This is a genomic window from Burkholderia sp. BCC1988, assembly GCF_905339895.1.
Classification (GTDB): domain Bacteria; phylum Pseudomonadota; class Gammaproteobacteria; order Burkholderiales; family Burkholderiaceae; genus Burkholderia.
The window spans coordinates 69,466-88,256 of sequence record NZ_CAJPHA010000017.1; the positions used below are offsets into that span (position 1 = coordinate 69,466).

Sequence of the window (18,791 nt, forward strand, 5' to 3'; positions counted from 1 at the left end):
CGGTCAGGGCGCCGACGCAGCGTCATCCGCGATGGATCGGTTGGCTCGTTGCGGCGGTTGCTTCACCGCGCTTACTTCACCGCAACTTCCGTATGCACGACCTGCGGCGGGCTCTTGAAGAACGGCCCGGCGAGCTGGCGCCACGCCTGGAAGTCGTCCGATTGCCGGAAATGCACCATGTGATCGTCGACGCTGTCCCACTTGACGACGAGCAGGTAGCCGCCGCTGCGCTCGATCACGCGATGCAGCTCGGCGCCGCCGCAGCCGCGCGCGCGGGCGAACAGCGGGAGGGCCTGGCGAACCGCCGCCTCGAATGGCTCGGCCTGCGACGGATCGATTTCGAGCGATGCCATTTCCAGAATCATGAATGCTCCTGTGGGGTGAATGAGGCGAACCGATCGCGATGCGACGGGGCGCCGCGATCGACGCGTCCCGCAACGATACCGGAAGTCGGCATCACGCGTTCCGGATGACCGGCTCGCGCGCTGCCTGTCGTGCGTCGCGTGCCGCTTCGGTTCATACGAATCAGCGTTTTCCCCAATACGGAATACGCGGCACGCGCCGATGTCACAGAGGTGGTGAAGATAAACAATCCGAGGCCTGCCATGACGACATCCGCGACAAACGGAACGAACGTTACACCACCCGAATCGATCGCCGACGCCGCATCCGACACCCCCGCCGCCGCGCCGTCGATCCTGCTGGTCGACGACGAGCCGAGCGTGCTGTCCGCGCTGCGGCGCGTGCTGCGGCCTGCGCGCTACCAGATCCTGACCGCCGAAAGCGGCGAAGCCGCGCTCGAGATCCTCGCGTCGACCGAAGTCGACCTGATCGTGTCCGACATGCGCATGCCGACCATGAGCGGCGCGGCGTTTCTCGCCCGCGCCCGCGCGCTGTATCCGGACACGATGCGCATCCTGCTGACCGGCTATTCCGACATCGCATCGATCGTGGCGGCCGTCAACGAAGGCGGCGTGTATCGCTACCTGAACAAGCCGTGGGACGATCACGATCTGCTGATGACCCTCGAGCAGGCGCTCGAGCAGCGGCGCCTGCGCGGCGAAGCAGCGCGACTGGCAGCACTGACCGAAGCGCAGAACGAAGCGCTGCGCCGCTTCAATACGGAACTCGAAACGCAGGTGCGCGCGCGCACCGAGGAACTCGGCCAAACCGTGATGTTTCTCGAAGCGGCGCAGCACGACCTGAAAAGCAGTTTCACCGCGATGGTCCAGGTGTGCGCGAGCATGATCGAAATGCGCTGCGGATCGGCGAGCGGCCATGCGATGCGCGTGGGCGAGATCGCGCGCCGTCTCGCGCTGTCGGCCGGGATGAGCAGCCTGCACGCGCAGGACGTGTATTACGCGGGACTGCTGCACGGCATCGGCAAGCTGTCGCTGCCCGACGAACTGCTGCACAAGCCGCTCGTCAAGATGACGACCGACGAACACAGCCTGTTCCAGCAGCATCCGCTGCGCGCGCAGATGGTGCTCACGCCGGTCGCGCAGCTGCACAAGGTCGCGTCGATCGTGCTGCACCAGTACGAGCGCTTCAACGGCCGCGGCACGCCCGACGGGCTGGCGGGCGACGCGATCCCGCTCGGCTCGCGGATCGTCGCGATCGCGCGCGATTTCGAGGGGTTGCGAAACGGCGAGATCGGCTCGCCGCATTCGGTCGAACAGGCGATCGACGTGCTGCATTCGCAGGCCGGCGTGCGTTACGACCCGCTGCTCGTCGCGCGCTTCATCGAGCTGGTGCGGGATCCGGCGAGCCTGCGCATCGCGGCGTCCGTCGCGGAGATCCGGTCCGAACAGCTGCGCGAAGGGATGCAGCTCGCCGACGATCTGCGCACGCATCGCGGCGTGCTGCTGATGACGAAGGGCAGCGTGATGTCGGCGCACCAGATCGAGCTCGTGCGGCGCTTCGAAGCACGCGAGGGCACGTCGTTCGACATTCTCGTGCAGACCGGCGCGGCCGCGTCGACGCAGGCGAGCGCCGCCGCGCCGCCCGCGTGACGCTGCACGGAGCCGCTCCGCCGCGGCGGGCGCGCGGCCGCGCGCCGCGGCACCGCGTTCATTTCGACCGGGACGCCGATCATGCATGGCACCTATAACCTGCTGCTGGTCCTGCTGTCGCTCGTCATCGCGACACTGGCCTCCTATACGGCGCTCGACCTGGCCGCGTTCATTTCGCTGCTCGACGACCCGCGGCTCAAGCGCGCGTGGCTGGCCGGCGGCGCGGCCGCGATGGGCACCGGAATCTGGTCGATGCACTTCGTCGGGATGCTGGCGCTGTCGCTGCCGATTCCGCTCGGTTATGCGCTGCCGGATACCGGCGCGTCGCTTGCGATCGCGGTGCTCGTGTCGTATTTCGCGCTGAACGTCGTCACGCGTGCGCGGTTGAGCCGCCGGCACCTGCTCGCGGGCGGCGCGCTGATGGGCGCCGGGATCGTCGGGATGCATTACACGGGCATGGCCGCGATGCGCATGGCGCCGGGCATCCGCTACGAGCCCGCGCTGTTCGCGGCATCGATCGGCGTGGCCGTGATCGCGTCGACCGCCGCGCTCTGGATGGCGCAGACGTTGCGCGCGCAACAGGCGCGCCATGCGACCGCGCAACGCATCGGCGCCGCGCTGATCATGGGCATCGCGATCACGGGCATGCACTACACGGCGATGGCGGCCGCGCATTTCGCGCCGGACGCGCGCTGCGGCGCCGCGAACGGCATCGACGGGCCGTGGCTCGCGACGACCATCGCGCTGTTCACGACGGCGACGCTGATCGTCACGCTGCTCGTCTGCCGCTTCGATGCGCGCACGACCTTTTTGCGCGGCATGACGGACACGCTCGAACGGCTGGTGCGATTGCGCACCGCCGAACTCGAAACGGCGTTGCGGCGCTACGAGCAGACGACGGCGATGCTGCAACGCACGCGCGAGAACATGGCGAGCGAGATCGACGAGCGCCGCGCGGCGCAGAGTCGGCTCGAACAGGAGAAGGACGAACAGCGGCGCCTGCTGCGGGCGCTCGAAGAAACCCACGTGCAGCTGCTGCAATCGGAAAAACTCGCGTCGATCGGCCAGCTCGCGGCCGGCGTCGCGCACGAGATCAACAATCCGATCGGCTTCATCAGCGCGAACCTCAATACGCTGAGGACATGGGTGCGCAGCCTGCTCGACGTGATCGCCGCGCACGAAGCCGTGCTGCCGCAGCTGGAACCCGCGGCGCGCGACGCGCTGACGGCGCTGCGCGGCGCGGCCGATCTCGACTACGTGCGCGACGAGATCGTGACGCTGATCGACGAATCGATCGACGGCGCGGTGCGCGTGCGCCGGATCGTGCAGGACTTGCGCGATTTCTCGCGGCCGGGCAGCGGCGAGTGGAGCGTGGCCGATATCCACGCGGGCCTCGAAAGCACGCTCAACGTCGTCCACAACGAACTCAAGTACAAGGCCGACATCGTGCGCGAGTACGGCGACCTGCCGCTGGTCGAATGTCTTCCATCGCAGCTGAACCAGGTGTTCATGAACCTGCTCGTCAACGCGGCGCATGCGATGCCGACGCGCGGCGTGATCACGATCCGCACGTCGAGCGACGGCGAGCAGGTGTCGATCGCGATCAGCGATACCGGAACCGGCATGACGCCCGATATCGTCCGGCGGATCTTCGATCCGTTCTTCACGACGAAGCCGGTCGGGCAGGGAACGGGGCTCGGGTTGTCGGTGTCGCACGGGATCGTCGAGCGTCATCGCGGCACAATCGACGTGACGAGCGAGCCGGGGCGCGGCACGACGTTCCGCGTTCGACTGCCGATCCGGCGCGCGCAGGGCCACGCGGGCGCGGCGGCGGCAGTCGGGCAACGCGTGTGAATGACAGGCGACGCGTCGCTCCGCTACCGCTTGCGCCGCCGCCTTCGAAAGAAATTCCAGAACATCGCGGTCGCGTCCGGCCCGGTCGCGGAGTGGAATGCTTCGCGCGGATCGCCGCCGCTCCACGCGTGCGCCAGGCGGCGCACGATGCAAACCCGCACGATCAGCGTGCCGCCGCGCAGATAGTCGGTGTAATCCGCATCGTCGTGCGCGTACGTATGTTGCTCGCCGACGCGCAGCTCACCCTGTGCGTCGACGAGTCGATTGATCCGCGCGAACGCGACACCCAGCTGCAGCGCATTCTGCTCGGCGACGACCGTATCGAGCCCGCCGTGCACGACGAGTGCCGGCATGCCCGGATAAGCGCGCCCGTCGACGCAGGCATCGACGACGCGTATCGGATCGTCGCGCAGACCGCGGCGCATCAGGCTCATCGCGGCCATCGTCGACAACGGCGGCGCGATGGCCGGCCCGGAGTGCAGGCCGACGGCCGCGAAGCGATCGGGAAAGTCGAGCGCCAGACGCGCGGCCAGCCCGGCGCCGGCCGAGATGCCGGCCAGATAGACACGGTCGCGATCGAACCCGCGCTCCCGCACGATCGCGTCGACGAGCGATGCGATCGCCGGGGCCTCCGACTGCGACGTATCGCCATGCCAGTTCCAGCAGCGATGGGCGTGCGCGGTCTTCGCCTGTTCGGGAAACAGCACGGCAAATCCGGCGCGCTCGGCGACACGGCAAATACGGGTGCCAGCGGCGAACGACTCGGCGGTCTGCTTGCAGCCGTGCAGCATGACGACGACGGGCAGGCCGTCGGTCGTCGCCGGTGCGGCGGGCAGGTACAGCGCGTACGCAAGATGGTTGACGAGCTGGCCGGCGGCGGGGCGCGCGGAATGAAACGAGCGCAGCCACGTGCCGGGTGCCTGGCGCGGCGATGTGCGGGCGGCGGGCGCCGGTGCGCGGGTGGTTCGTGCGGTGGCGGGGCGCTTCGCCGATGGCGCCGGCTTGGCGGTCTTCCTTTTGGGCCGCGCGCGCGTCGCGGCGGTCAACAGGTCGAAAGGCCGTAGCCAGAGGCTGGATTTTTTCCTGGGCATGGACGGATCTCGTGCCGGCGGCGCGCGCGACAGCATGCGGCGAAGCCGGCCGTCGGGTGGAGGGCGAATGATGGCCGCGCACGATGCGTGCCGCGGGAAGCGTCCGCGTCGACGTGCCGCGGCATGACCGACACGGATGCGACGGCGCGACCCGCACCGCCGCGCGACATGTTGCCGGCAGCCTCGCGATTCGGACAGGCCACGCGCCATGCTAGCAGGCATCGCTCGTCTCGGGTGCGATGGTTCCGTGACGGATCGATGAATGCTTCGACCCTACCGCGGGTCGTCCCGAACGCGATGCTCGACATCGTCCATGCGCATCCGGCGACCGGCTTCGCGATGAAACCGGCCTGCTCCCCGACGACGCAATCCGATGCGGATGCGTTCGTCGCGATGCGTGGAATGGCTCGGCGATGTCACGACGGCACGCAGCCGGCCGCGCCGGCGGACCTTGTATCGATTGCGCGTTTGCAATCGCCGGAATCACATGTCGCGATGCCGGCGTGAAGGATTCACCGATACGTCCACACCCGGTGCAGCACGAACATCGTCGGCGGGATCAGCAGCGCGATCGCGACGATGGCCCAGCCGCGCGGTACGTCGAGCAGTTCGGCGGCGCGCGCGAGCGCCATCGTTTCGGCGAAGCCGGCCAGCGCCACGGTCAGATAGCGCACCAGGTTGCGCGAGTGCACCGTCGACGAGAAGCTCCACAGCGTATTCGCGAGATACGAGAACGCCGTCGCGCCGACGAACGCGACGGCGTTCGCGATCACTTGCGTCGCATCGAACAGCGCGTACAGCGCGGACGCGATCAGCACGTGCAGCGCGGTCGAGCAGAGCCCGGACAGGCCGAAGCGCGCCAGCCGCACGCGCTCGGCGTAGAGCAGGGCGAACATCGCCGGCTCCGCCGCTCAGCGGGCGCCGACCCGCATGCGGGCCGGCTGGACGCGGCGGCGTGCGGCCGCGCGGCGCGTATCGCGCGCGACCGGCAGCTCGACCACCTTGCCTTGCGTCTGGTAGCGGCGGCGGATCAGATAGACGGGACGCTGCTTCGATTCGTCGTAGATGCGTCCGATATATTCGCCGACCACGCCGATGCCGATGAGCTCGATGCCGCCGATGAACAGCACGACCGACAGCAGCGACGCGTAGCCGTGCACCGGATTGCCGAACAGCAGCGTGCGTCCCACGATGAACGCGCCGTAGAGGAACGCGAGCGCGGCGATGCCGAGGCCGATGTAGGTCCAGCTGCGCAGCGGCACGGTGCTGAAGCTCGTGATTCCTTCGATCGCGAAATTCCACAGCTTCCATCCGGAGAACTTCGAATGCCCGGCGCTGCGCGCGTCGCGCTGGTACTCGACGATCACGGTCCGGTAGCCGACCCATGCGAACAGCCCCTTCATGAAGCGATGGCGCTCGGGCAGGCTGCGCAGCGCGTTCACGACCTTGCGGTCCATCAGCCGGAAGTCGCCGACGTTCTCCGGCAGCTTCACGTCCGACAGCACGTTGTGCACGCGATAGTAGATCGCGGCGGCGGTGCGCTTCGCGAACGAATCGCACGCGCGGTTGCTGCGCTTCGCGGCGACGACTTCCGCGCCGTCGCGCCAGTGCTCGAGCATCACCGGAATCAGGCTCGGCGGATCCTGCAGGTCGGCGTCGAGCGGGATCACCGCGTCGCCGGCCGCTTCGTCGAGACCGGCGGTCAGCGCCGCTTCCTTGCCGAAGTTGCGCGTGAGATCGATCACGCGCACACGGCGGTCGTTCAGGCTCGCGCGGATCAGGCGGTCGAGCGTGTCGTCGCGGCTGCCGTCGTTCACGCAGACGATCTCGAAGCGGATCGCGTCGAGGCTGGCCATCAGCGGGATCACGACGTCGAAGAAGCGTTCGACGGCTTCGCCTTCGTTGTAGAACGGTACGACCAGCGAGACGAGCGGTGTGTAGAGCGGTTCGCGCATGATGGGTCCCCTGTGATGACGTGTCAGCGGCCGACGCCGAAGGTCGGGCGGCCGCTGCGGCGCAGTCCGTGCGCCGGGCGGTGGTGTGAGCGGACCGGATGCGGGAAGCCGGTCTCGGTCGAGTTGTCGCGTGCGTCGGGCATCGACGGCACGTCGTGCCTTTCTTGTGCAATCCGGCTGACGAGCAGTGCCAGCGAGGCCAGTGTGACCAGCGGCATGAACTGGAACGACAGATGCGGCACCAGCACGAGGCCGGCGAGCGGCATCACCCACATCAGCAGCAGCCATTCGCGATCGAAGCGCCGCCAGCCGTGCGTCCACGCATAGCGTGCGTACCATGCGATCACGAGCCCGTACCAGGTCAGGTCGTAGTCGTAAAGATAGGGGCTGACGATCAGGCACGCGCAGGCGAGCGTCGCGGCACGCAGCGCGTACGAACACGCGCCGCGCCATGCGTACACGACGGCGATCGCGGCGGCCGCGGCCGACAGCAGCTGCAGGCCGCGCGCGACGTAGGCGGGCCAGCCGGCGAGGGTGGCGAGCGCGAAGACGGTCGGCATGCGCGCGAGCCGTGCGTGGCCGGCGCCGACGAGCTGCGCTGCGTCGTGAATTCCGTGTGCGAATGCGAACCACGCGCCGAGGCCGAACGCGAGCGTAGACAGCGCGAAGCCGCCGGCGATCGTTGCCGCCCACGCTGCCAGCGCGCGCCATTGAGCGGCGCACAGCAGCGCGAGCGGGAACAGGATCGCCATTTGCGGCTTCATCGTCAGCAATCCGAAGCAGATACCGGCGATGACGGGACGACGATTCAGCATCAGCAGCCCGCAGCCGGCGAGTGTCGCGGTCAGGAGGCTCGTCTGCCCGACGATCACCGTGAGAAACGCGCCGGGGAAGGCGAGCGCGCAGAGCAGCGCCGCATCGCGCTGCACGGTCGCGCGGATCGTCACCGCGAACAGCGCGTAGGTGACGCCGATCCACAGCACGAGCGCGAACATGTACGGCAGCCAGCCGAGCGGTAGCACGAACAGCAGCATGGTGGGCGGGTAGAGCCACGGCAGCGAGCCGTCCGCGGCATTCATCGTCGGAATCGCGAGTTTCTCGATCGCGAAGAGCGACGGGAAATGCCACGCGTCGATCGCGTGGCCGTGCGCGGCGAGCCGTGCAGCGCTCCAGATCGGCGCGAGATCCTGCGCGAGCGGCCCGGGCACGGACGTATGCGACGCATGCACGCGTGCGAGGTAGACGCAGAGGAACAGCAACTCGGTCAGCAGTACCGCTGCCGCATAGACGCGTACCCGATCGCGATTGAGCCAATGCGGGAACCGGCGCGGGCCGGCGATCGGCAGTTCCGGGTGTGCGTCGAGCACCGAATCGCCGTGCAGAAGGGAGCGCGGCGATCTCATCACGCATTCCCCGATGCAAGCGTCGAGCGCCGCACGACGACGAACAGGACGGCGAGCAGCACGACCGGGCCGATCTGCGGCAGCTTCGTGATCCGGTTGAATATCTCGAATATGGGCAGCAGCCACGCGAGCACGATCACGATCTGGTCTCCCGGCAGCCAGCCTTCGTCGAGCCCGTGGGCGATCACGCAGAAGAACGCGATGCCGAGCCACGCGAGTTCGTAATGCCACAGATAGGGGGTCGTCAACAGCGTGGCGATCACCAGCGCCGCGCCGCGCAGCCGAATGTCGGCCGTGCGACGCCACACCTGGACGGCGGCGGCGATTGCGAGCAGCCCGACGGCGGCCTGGGCGGCGAGCGAGACCGGAATCGATGCGCCCGCAAGCCGCAGCGCCGCGAACGTCGTGGGCGAAACGAACCAGTAGGCAGGAAGGGTGAAATGCATGCCGCGCACGATCGACATCGCCTGAGCCAGGCCGTGCAGGGAGCTGGTGCCGGTCAGCGCAATGCCGGCCACGGTGAACAGCACCGTGGTGATCGCTGCCGACGCGAAGGTGCGCCACGAGCGGGTCGCGACCAGCACGAACGGAAACACCACCGCCAGTTGCGGCTTGATGGCGAGCAGCCCGATCAGCACGCCGGCGACGATCGGGCGTCGGCCGAGGAAATGCAGCGCGAATGCGGCGATGCCGGCGGTCAGGATGCTGTTCTGCCCGTACAGGACGGACGCGAACACGCCCGAGTAGGCGAGCACGACGAGCGCGGCGGCGCGCGGAGCGGGCAGGTGCGCACGCAGACCCGACAGTCGCAGGACTGCGTACGCATAGCATAAAAGACTGCCCGCAAAAAAGAGGAAATACGCGGGCAGGAAAGGCACGAGGGCGACCGGCGCGATGAACAGCAGCATCGTCGGCGGATAAAGCCAGGGCAGCGACTGGTGGCCTATGTAGGCACCGAATTGCGCTACCTCGGCATGGGAGAAGAGGACCGGATCGTAGATCGCGGCGGCATGGCCTTGCAGCACGAGCTGCGACGCGGTCCAGAAGACGGAGAAGTCGACACCCGGCCGTGCGGTGGTCTGTGACGTGAAGGCATCCGTCACGAAGCCCCAGGTGATCAGGAATCCAACACACAGCATCAGCATGATGCAGCTGTACGGAATGATCCGGTCGGCTGTCAGCCATTGAGCACAGCGTTTGGCGCGATAGCGCACTCCACGATTGGCTGTGTACATGATGCCCCGTTTGCGGTGAAGGCTGCTTCTCTGCCGCAGCCTTTTTGTGTTGCTGTGTATCCGGATCGAATCGCGTTCGATGGCGCTGTCCGGTGAATGCATTGTTGGAGAAAAAATCGCGTGACGCAAACCGCGGGCTGAATCGTGAGATATCGATTCGGCAGCGACAGCGCGGAAAACCGGGTTTTCACGTCTGAGAAAACCGTAGCGGCGCAAATGATGTTTCTCGCTTGAAACATTCCGGGTTTTTCGCCGGTCCGGCGGTGTGCGGAATTCGTGTCGGGCGACGGGCTGCATGGATTCGGGAAAATCCCGAGAAAATTTTTGGGTGCCCTTGCACAGCACGGCGGCGCCCCGCCGGCATCCCGGGCCGGCCTGCGTGCGTATATCAAATCTGAAACATTTTGTGCAGCGCGCCGAAACACGACTGACGGGGGGATCGCCGGAACCCTTGCTGCGTCTGGATTTCCTTCTGGCTGGCCTGCTCTTTGCGTCAAGGTCCGCACGAAAGTCGACGACTTGATGAACGACCGGTTGAAGCAACAGGCTGACAAGACTGGACTCAATCACCTGCGGAAAGCAACGGATCAAGGGCGCGTCGGGGAATACGCCGCCCAGGCCGTGAAAACCGCCGGAAACGTCGACCGAGCGAATAGGCGACGGCATCGTCCGCGCAACAAGAATCACATGACAGCATTTGGGGAATAAAAATGAAAGACCAGAGCACGTCGCGGCTCGCATGCCGCGAAGCATATCCGCAGCAGCATCGACGCGCTTGCGTCATCCGTTCAATCCGTATCCATGCACGGGGCGGTCGTTGCGCCGTTCTCGCTCTGCTCGATCGCGCCATTCGCCAGATCGCAGCGCGCATGGATATCGCACGCATCAGCCCACCGACAATCGTTCGCCCGGCCAGGCTCGTACCCTGCCGTGTCCGTCGCTGAGCACCGCATCCGAATCCATTTGTTGTGCCGTTGTGCCGTTGTGCCGTTGTGCCGGTAGTGCCAGCTCCCCGCGTCGATACCCGACAACGGGATTTCAATAGTAGTGCGAAAGGAGATTAGCCATGTCCACGTTCATCCAGAAAGTCCGCGGTTTCGTCCAAGACGAGCAAGGTGTGACGGCCATCGAATACGGCCTGATCGCCGCGCTGATCGCAGTCGGCCTCGTTGCAGCATTGACGCTGGTCGGAAACGATCTCAAGACCGTGTTCAACACGATCGCAGACGACCTCAACGCGGCCATCTGAATGGCGGGGCGGCGAACGGTGAGTCCGGCCCGTTCGTCGTCATCCCGTCGCTCGATCAGGGCCGGACACCCAACCAACGGATGTCGAATGAACCGAACGGCGGATGACTCGGCCGGTGCACTGCTCGAGTCTCCCCCGCTCTCTTGATCAACCGAATCGGAGGTCGTCATGCGGACCAGGGGATGGGCGGTAGCGGTATCGCGATGGCTCGCCGACGAGCAGGGGGTGACGTCGATCGAATATGCGCTGATCGCGGCAGTATTCGCCACCATCGTGCTGGGAAGCGTGGTCGTACTGAAGGGTTCGCTTGAAGACATGTACAACGCGATCGCGTCGATCGTGACCGCGGCGGTGAATACCGCACTGGGTCAGTGATCCTGATCATTACATCCCGTCGAGGTTCGCCATGTTGCCTGCCGCGCTGCCTTACCCGGTCCCGTTGTGCGTGACGCTGCTCGTCGTCGTCGCGGCCAGCACGGACATCACGAGCCGACGCATCCCGAACCGGCTCGTCGCGCTCGGGCTGGCCGGTGCGCTGGTTGCCCAGTGCGCGCTGCACGGCATCCAGGCGGGTGCGCTCGCATGGCTTGCCGGCGCCGCGACCGGCTTCGGCCTGCTGCTGCCGTTCTATCTGTTGCGCGGGATGGCTGCAGGCGACGTGAAGCTGATGCTCGCGATCGGCGCGTGGGTCGGCGCCCAGATGACGTTCTACATCGTGCTGGCCGCCTTTCTGGCCGGCGGTATCGGCGCGATCGGTTTCGCGCTGCTGCGCGGACGCGTGCGCCAGATGTGGGCGAACGTCGTGGCGCTGATCGCGCGTCGCGCGTCCGGGGCGCGTGCAGGGGCAACCGACGGCCCCGTGGAGTTCGCGTCGGTCGGTGCGTTGCCGTATGGCGTGGCGATTGCCGCCGGCACGCTGGGCATGCTGTTCGTATCGTGCGCGTAGCGCGCCGAACCTGCAACGAGGATGGACCGAACATGAACACGAATCCCACCGAACCGAGACGCGACGCGCAGGTTGCACACCTGCCGCTTCCGTCGCCCATGCGGGAGGCGCACGCGAAGCCGGGCGCGCAACTGCCGGCGGCGCCGCGCTCGCTCGAGGAAACCGGACTGAGCCAGGCGTTCATCGCAGGGCTCGTGCTGAAGTCGACGCTGGTGCTCGGCCGCCCGTCCTACGGCGACCTGATCGAGCGTCACTGCCTGCCGCTCGCCGTGCTCGACGACATCTTCGCGTTCCTGGTGCGCGAGCATCTGGTCGAACTGACCCATCGCGGCAAGACGGACCTCGACGTGACGTTCCGCCTGACCGAGGCAGGCCGCCTGGCCGCGCTCGAAGAGCGCGCGCGCAGCAGCTACAGCGGCCCTGCGCCGGTGACGCTCGACGCGTATCTCGACTGCGTGTCCACCCATTCGGTGCGCAAGCTGCGCGTGGCACAGAACGACGTGTGGGCCATCTTCGACGGCGTCGTCATGGATACGGCGATCCTCGATTCGGCGGCCGCCGCGCTGAACTCCGGCCGTCCGCTTCTGATCTACGGCCCGGCCGGCAGCGGCAAGACGTTCCTCGCGGAGCGGCTCGGCGCGCTGATGGGCGGCCACGTGCCGGTGCCGTACGCCATTTGCGCCGCCGGCGAAGTGATCCAGATCTACGACCCGCTCGTGCATGTCGATGCGGCAGCGCAAACGGACGGCCAATCGGTCGATCGCCGCTGGCGCCTGTGCGAGCGGCCGGTCGTGATGTCCGGCGGCGAGCTGACGCTCGACGAGCTCGACCTGCGCCGCGATGACGCGGCGGGCTTCTACCAGGCGCCGCCGCACATGAAGGCGAACATGGGCATGTACATCGTCGACGATCTCGGCCGCCAGCGTGTCGAGCCGCGCGACCTGCTCAACCGCTGGCTGCGCCCGCTCGATCGCGGCGTCGATTTCCTGACGCTCGAGTCCGGCAACCGCTTCGTGCTGCCGTTCGACGTCTGGCCGGTGTTCTCGAGCAACCTGGCGCCGGAGCAGTTCGCCGACGACGCGTTCCTGCGTCGGCTCGGCTCCAAGCTTCACGTCGGCGCGTTGTCGATCGACCACTACCGCGCGGTGTTCGACGCCGCATGTGCGTCGCTCGGCCTGGTATCGACGCAGGACGCATTCGACTATCTGCTGCACCGGCTGCACCTGCCGACCGGCAAGGCCTATCTCGCATGCTTCCCGATGGATCTGCTGCGCCTCGTCGCCGCCGGCGCGCGGTATCGCGGCGATCCGCTCGAAGTGACGCACGACGCGCTGCACGACGCATGGGCCAGCTATTTCGGCACGGCGCCCGAGCGCGACGGCGTGTATCTGCCGCCTGCCGACCACGGCGGTCGCACGCACGTAACCGGTTGAGCCGTTTCTTTCACGATTCGTTGAGGAGCATTGCCATGAAAAACAGTCGAGCGCTCATGATGCTGATCGTCGCGATGGTCGCGGGGCTTGCCGCGGTCGTGTTCGCGTCCCGCTGGTTGATGAATACCTCCAGCAGCTCGATCACGTCGGTCGCGGTGGCGACCACCGACCTGAACCTGGGCGAGCCGCTCGGGCCGAACCAGATCCATATGGTGAGCTGGCCGTCGGGCAGCGTGCCGACCGGCGCGTTCACCGACACGAAGGAACTCGAAGGGCGCGTCGTGCGCACGAGCCTCGCCCGCGGCGAGCCGGTGATCGAGTCGAAGCTCGCGCCGGTCGGCACGAAGGGCGGGCTGTCCGCGGTGATCGCCGACGGCAGCCGCGCGATCACCGTGCGGGTGAACGACGTGGTCGGCGTCGCGGGCTTCGCGCTGCCGGGCAACTACGTCGACGTGATCGTCAACACGCAGGAACAGCAAGGCAAGACCGACGGGCAGAGCATCTCCAAGATCGTGCTCGAGCACATCCTCGTGCTGGCCGTCGCGCAGCAGGTCAGCCGCGACGACACCGCACCGAAGGTCGTCAACGCGGTGACGCTCGAAGTCACGCCCGACCAGGCCGAGCGCCTCGACCTCGCGCGCAGCGTCGGCACGCTGTCGCTCGTGCTGCGCAACCAGGTCGACCAGAAGACGCTGACCACCGACGGCGCGACCAAGCTCACGCTGCTCGGCAAGGCACCGGTACCCGAAGCGCCCGCACCCGCGCCGGTGAAGACCGTGCGCGTGCGTGTCGCATCCCATGCGGCACCGGGAGCACGCCGCGATTGCGTCGGCGTGCTGACCGGCGTACACGGCAGCGTCGAATGTTTCTGAATTCGTAGAACACGTGCAAATAACCACATTAACCAGATCGGCCGCCGTCAGGGCACGGCGGCCTTGAAAGTCGACAACCGGCGCCTCGCCGGTCACTCGGGGGATCAGACGAAATGAAGATCAATCCGCAACATTCAGGTACCGGCCCGGTGCGCACGCGTATCGCACGGGGCGCGATGATGGCCGCGATCCTCTGTGCCGGAACGCTGACCGTATACAGCGCACTGGCCCAGGAAGCCGCCGAATCGGCCGCGCTGATGAAGGGCGGTGCAGCCGCGCCGGCGGCGGCCGCCAAGGGGCCGATGCAGATGACGATCAGCATGACGCCGACTCCGGCCGCCGCGCCCGCCGCGGCGCCGGGGCCGCTGCGCGGGCCGAACTGCGTGGGCGCGGTACGCGAGTCGACCAGCGTCAGCGTGCCGCTCGGCAAGTCGCTGCTGGTGCCGATGCCGGAGCCGGTCCGCAACCGGACCATCGGCAACCCGGCCGTCGCGCAGGCGACGATGGTGTCGCCGCAGACGCTGTACATCCTCGGGCTGTCGGTCGGCACGACCAACATGATCGTGCAGGGGCGCAGCGGTGCGTGCCGCGTGATCGACGTGGCGGTCGGCGCGGACGCCGGCGGCCTGCAGGCGTCGCTGATGCAGCTGATGCCGAACGAACACGACATTCACGTATCGACCGCCGCCGGCACGATCGTGCTGGCGGGCAACGTATCGAACTCGCAGGCCGCGCAGCAGGCAGTGCAGATCGCCCGTGCGTACAGCGACAGCGCCGGCGACGGCGGCGGCAAGGGCGCCGGCGTGCTGAACATGCTGGCCGTCACGTCGCCGCAGCAGGTGATGCTCGAGGTGAAGGTCGCCGAAGTGTCGAAGACGCTGATCAACCAGATGGGCAGCGCGTTCAACATCCAGGGCGGCTTCGGCTCGTGGAGCGGCGCGCTCGTCAGCAACCTGCTCGCGGGCGTCGCAAGCGGCGCGGTGTTCAACAAGGCGAACAACAGGCCGTTCAGCATCGCGGCCGATGTGCAGAACACCGACAACCTCGTCAAGATCCTCGCGGAGCCGAATCTCGTGACGATCAGCGGCCAGGAGGCGACGTTCCTCGCCGGCGGCAGGATCTTCATCCCGGTGCCGCAAAGCAGCGGCAACGGCACGTCGTCGATCACGCTGCAGGAAGAGGAGTTCGGCGTCGCGCTGAAGTTCACGCCGACGGTGCTCGGGAACGGCCGGATCAGCCTGAAGGTCGCGCCGGAAGTGTCGGAACTGTCGCAGACGGGCGTGACGCTGAGCGCGTCCAACATCGGCGGCACGTCGATCCTGCCGCTGATCACGACGCGGCGCGCGTCGACGACGGTCCAGATGGGCGACGGCGAGTCGTTCGCGATCGGCGGGCTGATCAAGGACAACGGGACCGGTGCGCTGAAGGCGATCCCGGGTGTCGGTGAAGTACCGGTGCTCGGCGCGCTGTTCCGCAGCACGTCGTTCCAGCAGGACCGCACCGAGCTGATCTTCGTGATCACGCCGCACCTGGTGAGGCCGCTGCAGACCGCCGACGTGCCGCTGCCGACCGACAGCTTCTCGAAGCCGAACGAGGCCGACGTGTATGCGACCGGCAACATGGAAGGCCGCAAGGGTGTCCGCCGGGCGGGCGCACAACCGGCGAGCGGCGCGATGGATGCACCGCAGACGCCGGCTCCCGCACCTGCTCCGGCGCCGCAATCGGCTGAGCCGGCCGCACCGGCCGCCGCATTGCCCGCACCGCGTGCGCCGCAGCCCGCCGATGCACCGGCGCCGGTGCCGGCGGAGCCGCAGAAGGCCGCGGCGGCTGACGCGGCAGGGGCGGTGAGCGCCGAACCGGTGCCGGCCGCGCAGCCGCAAGAGCAACCGCAGTCGCAGCCACAACAGCAGTCACAGCCGCAGGCCGAAGCGGCCACCGCAGCCACTGCGGCCACCGCGGCGCGGATCGCGCGCATCGAAGCGGCTGCCGCGCGTCTCGCGGCAGCCGGGTCCGCCGCGCCGGCAAAACCCGCGCCGCGTTCGAAGCACGGCTTGCCGGCCGCCGCGCACGCGCAGATCGCGCGGGCGGGCACGGAACCCCAGTCCACCGATCGTTGAAGCCATTCAAGGGGAAGCTCATGAAATCCGCCTACCTCGTATTCGTGCGCCGCGCGGCGCTCGCCGTCCCGCTCGCGTTCGCGCTCGCCGGCTGCATGTCGTCGACGCCGGTGTGGGACACCCGCTTCGGCGATTCGGTCCGCGCCGTCACGCAAGCCCAGATCATCGATCCGCATGCCGCCGAACACGCGGCATCGAACCCGGGGGTCAACGGCAGCGCCGCCGCGTCCGCACTCGACAACTACGAAAAGTCGTTCAAGCAGCCCGAGCCGAAAGCCAATGCCTTCGTAATCGGGATCGGCAAGTCGGCGCAGTAACACACAGGCAAGCTCAGGGAGAACGCCATGTCCAGCGCAGCTCGTCATCCGAAGCTCACGCGTCGCGGTATGCATCGTCAGCGAGGCGCCGTCGCGATCATCGTCGGTCTCGCACTGGCGGTGATGATCGGGTTCGTCGGTCTCGCGCTGGACCTCGGCAAGCTGTACGTCACGCGCAGCGAACTGCAGAACAGCGCCGACGCATGCGCGCTGTCCGCTGCGCGCGACCTTACGTCGGCCATCAGCCTGCAGGTCTCGGAAGCGGACGGCATCGCCGCCGGCCACTCGAATTTCGCGTTCTTTCAGCAGAACGCGGTGCAGATGCAGACGGATTCGAACGTCACGTTCAGCGATTCGCTGACCAATCCGTTCCTGACCAAGACGGCGGTTACCACGCCGGCGAACATCAAGTACGTGAAGTGCACCGCGCAGTTGAGCAACATCGCGCACTGGTTCATCGAGGTGCTCAACACGATTCCCGGCGTGCAGGTCGCGAACGCGGCCCAGGTCGCGGCGAGCGCGATCGCGACGGTCGGCGCCGGGCAGACGGCCTGCGCGATTCCGGTGTTCGTGTGCCGTGCGGCTGCCGCCGCGCCCTACAAGGTCGGCGACTGGATCTCGTCGCCGTCCGGCTCGTCGTCGACTTACGGGCCCGGCAACTTCGGCTGGGCGGCGCTCGACGGTTCGACGAACGAGACGACCATCGCCAGCGAACTGTCGGGCAATAGCTGCAACATCACGTCGCCGCCCGACCTCGGGTCGACGGGCCTGAAGTCCGCGTCGCTGCGTGCCTGGAACACCCGCTTCGGGATCTACACGAACGGCGCCAACGGCTCGAGCGGCCAGCCGGACTTCACCGGCTACGCGTACGTCGGCCCCAAGTACGGGCCGCCGGGAACCGCGGGCATCGTCGGCGACGCATACACGCAGTTCGTGCTCGACCGCGCAAGCTTCAAGTCCTACCAGGGCGACGGCGCACCGCCCACCGGCAGCGGCATCTCGACCAACGGGACGGCGACGGCGAGCAATTACCAGACGTTCGGCGGCGACCGCCGGCTCGCGCTCGCACCGGAAGGCGACTGCTCGACGTTGTCGGGCAGCAGCAGCAAGCTTCACGTCACGCAGTGGGACTGCGTGCTGATGCTCGATCCGCTGCCGTTCAGCCCGGGCAGCGGCGGCGTGACGGCACACCTCGAATACCTCGGCTCGACGGCATCCGGCACGACGCCCTGCGCGACGCACGGCTTGCCGGGTACCGGAAGTTCGGCCGGCATCAAGGTGCCGATGCTCGTTCAGTAGTGGAGACGCGATCATGAAAAGGCTCCCGATTCGCCGGTCACGCATGCGCGGTGTCGCCGCGGTCGAATTCGCGCTCGTGCTGATGCCGATGATCGTGCTCGCGACAGGCGTGGCCGAGTTCGGCCGCGCGATCTACCAGTACGAGACCCTCACCAAGGCGACGCGCAACGCGGCGCGCTACCTGTCGGTCTTTCTGCCGACCGACAGCGCGTATCCGCTCGCGGAGGCGCAGTGCCTGGTCGTGTACGGCAGCACCACGTGCGGCTCCGCCGGCACCGAGCTGGTGCCGGGGCTCACGACATCGATGGTGATCGTCTGCGACGCCGCGCATTCGACCGATTGCGCCGATGCGTCCGACCCGCCGCAGTTCGCGAACCTGCCGACGTACGACTCGACCAACAACGCGGCAAGCGGCACGGCGACCGGCAGCATCAACGTCGTCGAGGTGAAGGTGAAGGGCTACCAGTACCAGCCGATTCCGGCCTACCCGGGGCTGTCCTCGATCACCTTCGGCAACATCGTCACCGTGATGAGGCAAGTGTCATGAACGCGCGCCCCTTTCCGCTGTTGCGCCGGCGCACTCAACGCGGCGCGACGATCGTCGAGTTCGCGCTGATCGCATCGATCCTGATCATGCTGCTGATCGGCGTGTTCGAATTCGGGCGCGTGCTGTTCTACTGGAACACCGCGACCGAGGCGATCCGGCTCGGCGCACGCACGGCGATCGTCTGCGACGTGAACGCCGCCGGCGTCGTGAAGCGCGTGAAGTCGCTGATGCCGATGCTGTCGAACGCGAACGTGTCGGTGAGCTACACGCCGTCGGGCTGCGACGTGAGTTCCTGTTCGTTCGTGACGGTCAGCATCACCAACGTGACGGTCAGGACGATGATTCCGATCGCGAACGTCGCGATCACGATGCCGTCGTTCACCACCACGCTGTCGCGGGAAAGCCTGAATTCGTCGACGGGCGGAAGCGCCTGTCAATAATCGAACCGACGAGGCACAGTC

20 protein-coding genes are annotated in these 18,791 nt (G+C 67.4%); 13 read left to right on the forward strand and 7 right to left on the reverse strand.

The window, feature by feature from the left end; translation table 11 throughout:
* Window positions 1-71: 71 nt before the first annotated feature.
* Together U4012_RS23635 and U4012_RS23640 are read right to left on the reverse strand one after the other, a co-directional pair.
* Window positions 72-365 carry an antibiotic biosynthesis monooxygenase family protein gene (locus U4012_RS23635; RefSeq protein WP_044844322.1) on the reverse strand — a complete coding sequence of 98 codons (294 nt, stop codon included), beginning with the start codon at window positions 363-365 and terminating at the stop codon, window positions 72-74.
* Entirely contained in the window at window positions 362-607 is a 246-nt protein-coding gene (locus U4012_RS23640; RefSeq protein ID WP_321801925.1) for a hypothetical protein, read from the reverse strand. Before U4012_RS23640 ends, U4012_RS23635 begins: the two co-directional genes overlap by 4 nt.
* Between U4012_RS23640 and U4012_RS23645 the strand changes: the two genes are divergently transcribed.
* Together U4012_RS23645 and U4012_RS23650 are read left to right on the forward strand one after the other, a co-directional pair.
* The gene (locus U4012_RS23645; protein ID WP_321801926.1) at window positions 606-2,012 is read left to right on the forward strand and encodes an HD domain-containing phosphohydrolase; all 1,407 of its coding nucleotides are present in this window, start codon (window positions 606-608) and stop codon (window positions 2,010-2,012) included. The genes U4012_RS23640 and U4012_RS23645 overlap by 2 nt on opposite strands.
* Before the next feature lie 81 nt (window positions 2,013-2,093).
* Complete coding sequence (locus tag U4012_RS23650) at window positions 2,094-3,866, forward strand: histidine kinase (RefSeq protein WP_321801927.1); 1,773 nt, start codon at window positions 2,094-2,096, stop codon at window positions 3,864-3,866.
* 23 nt (window positions 3,867-3,889) lie between these two features.
* On the opposite strand, the gene U4012_RS23655 is transcribed toward U4012_RS23650, so the two are convergent.
* Entirely contained in the window at window positions 3,890-4,957 is a 1,068-nt protein-coding gene (locus U4012_RS23655; protein WP_321801928.1) for an alpha/beta fold hydrolase, read from the reverse strand.
* A 297-nt stretch (window positions 4,958-5,254) separates the two neighbouring features.
* Between U4012_RS23655 and U4012_RS23660 the strand changes: the two genes are divergently transcribed.
* Entirely contained in the window at window positions 5,255-5,464 is a 210-nt protein-coding gene (locus U4012_RS23660; RefSeq protein WP_321801929.1) for a hypothetical protein, read from the forward strand.
* A gap of 5 nt (window positions 5,465-5,469) precedes the next feature.
* On the opposite strand, the gene U4012_RS23665 is transcribed toward U4012_RS23660, so the two are convergent.
* Genes U4012_RS23665 through U4012_RS23680 form a run of 4 tightly spaced genes read right to left on the reverse strand, consistent with a single transcriptional unit; the run spans window position 5,470 to window position 9,550 of the window.
* Window positions 5,470-5,853 carry a GtrA family protein gene (locus U4012_RS23665; RefSeq protein WP_124519900.1) on the reverse strand — a complete coding sequence of 128 codons (384 nt, stop codon included), beginning with the start codon at window positions 5,851-5,853 and terminating at the stop codon, window positions 5,470-5,472.
* A 15-nt stretch (window positions 5,854-5,868) separates the two neighbouring features.
* Window positions 5,869-6,912 (reverse strand): glycosyltransferase family 2 protein, encoded by a 1,044-nt coding sequence (locus U4012_RS23670; RefSeq protein ID WP_044844312.1) that lies wholly within the window; start codon window positions 6,910-6,912, stop codon window positions 5,869-5,871.
* 23 nt (window positions 6,913-6,935) lie between these two features.
* Window positions 6,936-8,315: a glycosyltransferase family 87 protein gene (locus U4012_RS23675; RefSeq protein WP_321801930.1), complete on the reverse strand. Its 1,380-nt coding sequence runs from the start codon at window positions 8,313-8,315 to the stop codon at window positions 6,936-6,938.
* Window positions 8,315-9,550, reverse strand: a complete 1,236-nt coding sequence (locus U4012_RS23680) for a glycosyltransferase family 87 protein (protein ID WP_321801991.1) — start codon at window positions 9,548-9,550, stop codon at window positions 8,315-8,317. The genes U4012_RS23675 and U4012_RS23680 overlap by 1 nt, the downstream gene beginning before the upstream one ends.
* 1,066 nt (window positions 9,551-10,616) lie before the next feature.
* Between U4012_RS23680 and U4012_RS23685 the strand changes: the two genes are divergently transcribed.
* From U4012_RS23685 to U4012_RS23730, 10 genes are all read left to right on the forward strand, one after another.
* Window positions 10,617-10,799 (forward strand): Flp family type IVb pilin, encoded by a 183-nt coding sequence (locus tag U4012_RS23685; RefSeq protein ID WP_011880534.1) that lies wholly within the window; start codon window positions 10,617-10,619, stop codon window positions 10,797-10,799.
* 168 nt (window positions 10,800-10,967) lie between these two features.
* Window positions 10,968-11,174: a Flp family type IVb pilin gene (locus U4012_RS23690; RefSeq protein ID WP_321801931.1), complete on the forward strand. Its 207-nt coding sequence runs from the start codon at window positions 10,968-10,970 to the stop codon at window positions 11,172-11,174.
* Between the two features lie 31 nt (window positions 11,175-11,205).
* The gene (locus tag U4012_RS23695) at window positions 11,206-11,745 is read left to right on the forward strand and encodes a prepilin peptidase (RefSeq protein WP_044844308.1); all 540 of its coding nucleotides are present in this window, start codon (window positions 11,206-11,208) and stop codon (window positions 11,743-11,745) included.
* A 32-nt stretch (window positions 11,746-11,777) separates the two neighbouring features.
* Window positions 11,778-13,178: an ATP-binding protein gene (locus U4012_RS23700; RefSeq protein WP_321801932.1), complete on the forward strand. Its 1,401-nt coding sequence runs from the start codon at window positions 11,778-11,780 to the stop codon at window positions 13,176-13,178.
* A gap of 35 nt (window positions 13,179-13,213) precedes the next feature.
* A complete protein-coding gene (gene cpaB, locus U4012_RS23705) occupies window positions 13,214-14,050 on the forward strand; it encodes a Flp pilus assembly protein CpaB (RefSeq protein WP_044844306.1) in 837 nt (278 codons plus the stop codon).
* Window positions 14,051-14,163: 113 nt separating this feature from the next.
* The gene (locus tag U4012_RS23710) at window positions 14,164-16,167 is read left to right on the forward strand and encodes a type II and III secretion system protein family protein (RefSeq protein WP_321801933.1); all 2,004 of its coding nucleotides are present in this window, start codon (window positions 14,164-14,166) and stop codon (window positions 16,165-16,167) included.
* Window positions 16,168-16,187: 20 nt separating this feature from the next.
* Window positions 16,188-16,484, forward strand: coding sequence for a hypothetical protein (locus U4012_RS23715; RefSeq protein ID WP_044844304.1), 297 nt, complete (start codon window positions 16,188-16,190; stop codon window positions 16,482-16,484).
* Window positions 16,485-16,511: 27 nt separating this feature from the next.
* Complete coding sequence (locus tag U4012_RS23720) at window positions 16,512-17,783, forward strand: pilus assembly protein TadG-related protein (RefSeq protein WP_321801934.1); 1,272 nt, start codon at window positions 16,512-16,514, stop codon at window positions 17,781-17,783.
* A gap of 13 nt (window positions 17,784-17,796) precedes the next feature.
* Window positions 17,797-18,330 carry a TadE/TadG family type IV pilus assembly protein gene (locus U4012_RS23725; RefSeq protein WP_124487327.1) on the forward strand — a complete coding sequence of 178 codons (534 nt, stop codon included), beginning with the start codon at window positions 17,797-17,799 and terminating at the stop codon, window positions 18,328-18,330.
* On the forward strand, window positions 18,327-18,770 hold the full coding sequence (locus U4012_RS23730; RefSeq protein WP_124646146.1) for a TadE/TadG family type IV pilus assembly protein: 444 nt from the start codon (window positions 18,327-18,329) through the stop codon (window positions 18,768-18,770). Before U4012_RS23725 ends, U4012_RS23730 begins: the two co-directional genes overlap by 4 nt.
* Window positions 18,771-18,791 lie beyond the last annotated feature (21 nt).

Bases quoted from the DNA above. Each gene is read 5' to 3' on its own strand.
- U4012_RS23635 (WP_044844322.1), bottom strand. From the start codon at position 365: ATGATTCTGGAAATGGCATCGCTCGAAATCGATCCGTCGCAGGCCGAG.
- U4012_RS23645 (WP_321801926.1), top strand. From the start codon at position 606: ATGACGACATCCGCGACAAACGGAACGAACGTTACACCACCCGAATCG.
- U4012_RS23640 (WP_321801925.1), bottom strand. From the start codon at position 607: ATGGCAGGCCTCGGATTGTTTATCTTCACCACCTCTGTGACATCGGCG.
- U4012_RS23650 (WP_321801927.1), top strand. From the start codon at position 2,094: ATGCATGGCACCTATAACCTGCTGCTGGTCCTGCTGTCGCTCGTCATC.
- U4012_RS23655 (WP_321801928.1), bottom strand. From the start codon at position 4,957: ATGCCCAGGAAAAAATCCAGCCTCTGGCTACGGCCTTTCGACCTGTTG.
- U4012_RS23660 (WP_321801929.1), top strand. From the start codon at position 5,255: ATGCTCGACATCGTCCATGCGCATCCGGCGACCGGCTTCGCGATGAAA.
- U4012_RS23665 (WP_124519900.1), bottom strand. From the start codon at position 5,853: ATGTTCGCCCTGCTCTACGCCGAGCGCGTGCGGCTGGCGCGCTTCGGC.
- U4012_RS23670 (WP_044844312.1), bottom strand. From the start codon at position 6,912: ATGCGCGAACCGCTCTACACACCGCTCGTCTCGCTGGTCGTACCGTTC.
- U4012_RS23675 (WP_321801930.1), bottom strand. From the start codon at position 8,315: ATGAGATCGCCGCGCTCCCTTCTGCACGGCGATTCGGTGCTCGACGCA.
- U4012_RS23680 (WP_321801991.1), bottom strand. From the start codon at position 9,550: ATGTACACAGCCAATCGTGGAGTGCGCTATCGCGCCAAACGCTGTGCT.
- U4012_RS23685 (WP_011880534.1), top strand. From the start codon at position 10,617: ATGTCCACGTTCATCCAGAAAGTCCGCGGTTTCGTCCAAGACGAGCAA.
- U4012_RS23690 (WP_321801931.1), top strand. From the start codon at position 10,968: ATGCGGACCAGGGGATGGGCGGTAGCGGTATCGCGATGGCTCGCCGAC.
- U4012_RS23695 (WP_044844308.1), top strand. From the start codon at position 11,206: ATGTTGCCTGCCGCGCTGCCTTACCCGGTCCCGTTGTGCGTGACGCTG.
- U4012_RS23700 (WP_321801932.1), top strand. From the start codon at position 11,778: ATGAACACGAATCCCACCGAACCGAGACGCGACGCGCAGGTTGCACAC.
- cpaB (WP_044844306.1), top strand. From the start codon at position 13,214: ATGAAAAACAGTCGAGCGCTCATGATGCTGATCGTCGCGATGGTCGCG.
- U4012_RS23710 (WP_321801933.1), top strand. From the start codon at position 14,164: ATGAAGATCAATCCGCAACATTCAGGTACCGGCCCGGTGCGCACGCGT.
- U4012_RS23715 (WP_044844304.1), top strand. From the start codon at position 16,188: ATGAAATCCGCCTACCTCGTATTCGTGCGCCGCGCGGCGCTCGCCGTC.
- U4012_RS23720 (WP_321801934.1), top strand. From the start codon at position 16,512: ATGTCCAGCGCAGCTCGTCATCCGAAGCTCACGCGTCGCGGTATGCAT.
- U4012_RS23725 (WP_124487327.1), top strand. From the start codon at position 17,797: ATGAAAAGGCTCCCGATTCGCCGGTCACGCATGCGCGGTGTCGCCGCG.
- U4012_RS23730 (WP_124646146.1), top strand. From the start codon at position 18,327: ATGAACGCGCGCCCCTTTCCGCTGTTGCGCCGGCGCACTCAACGCGGC.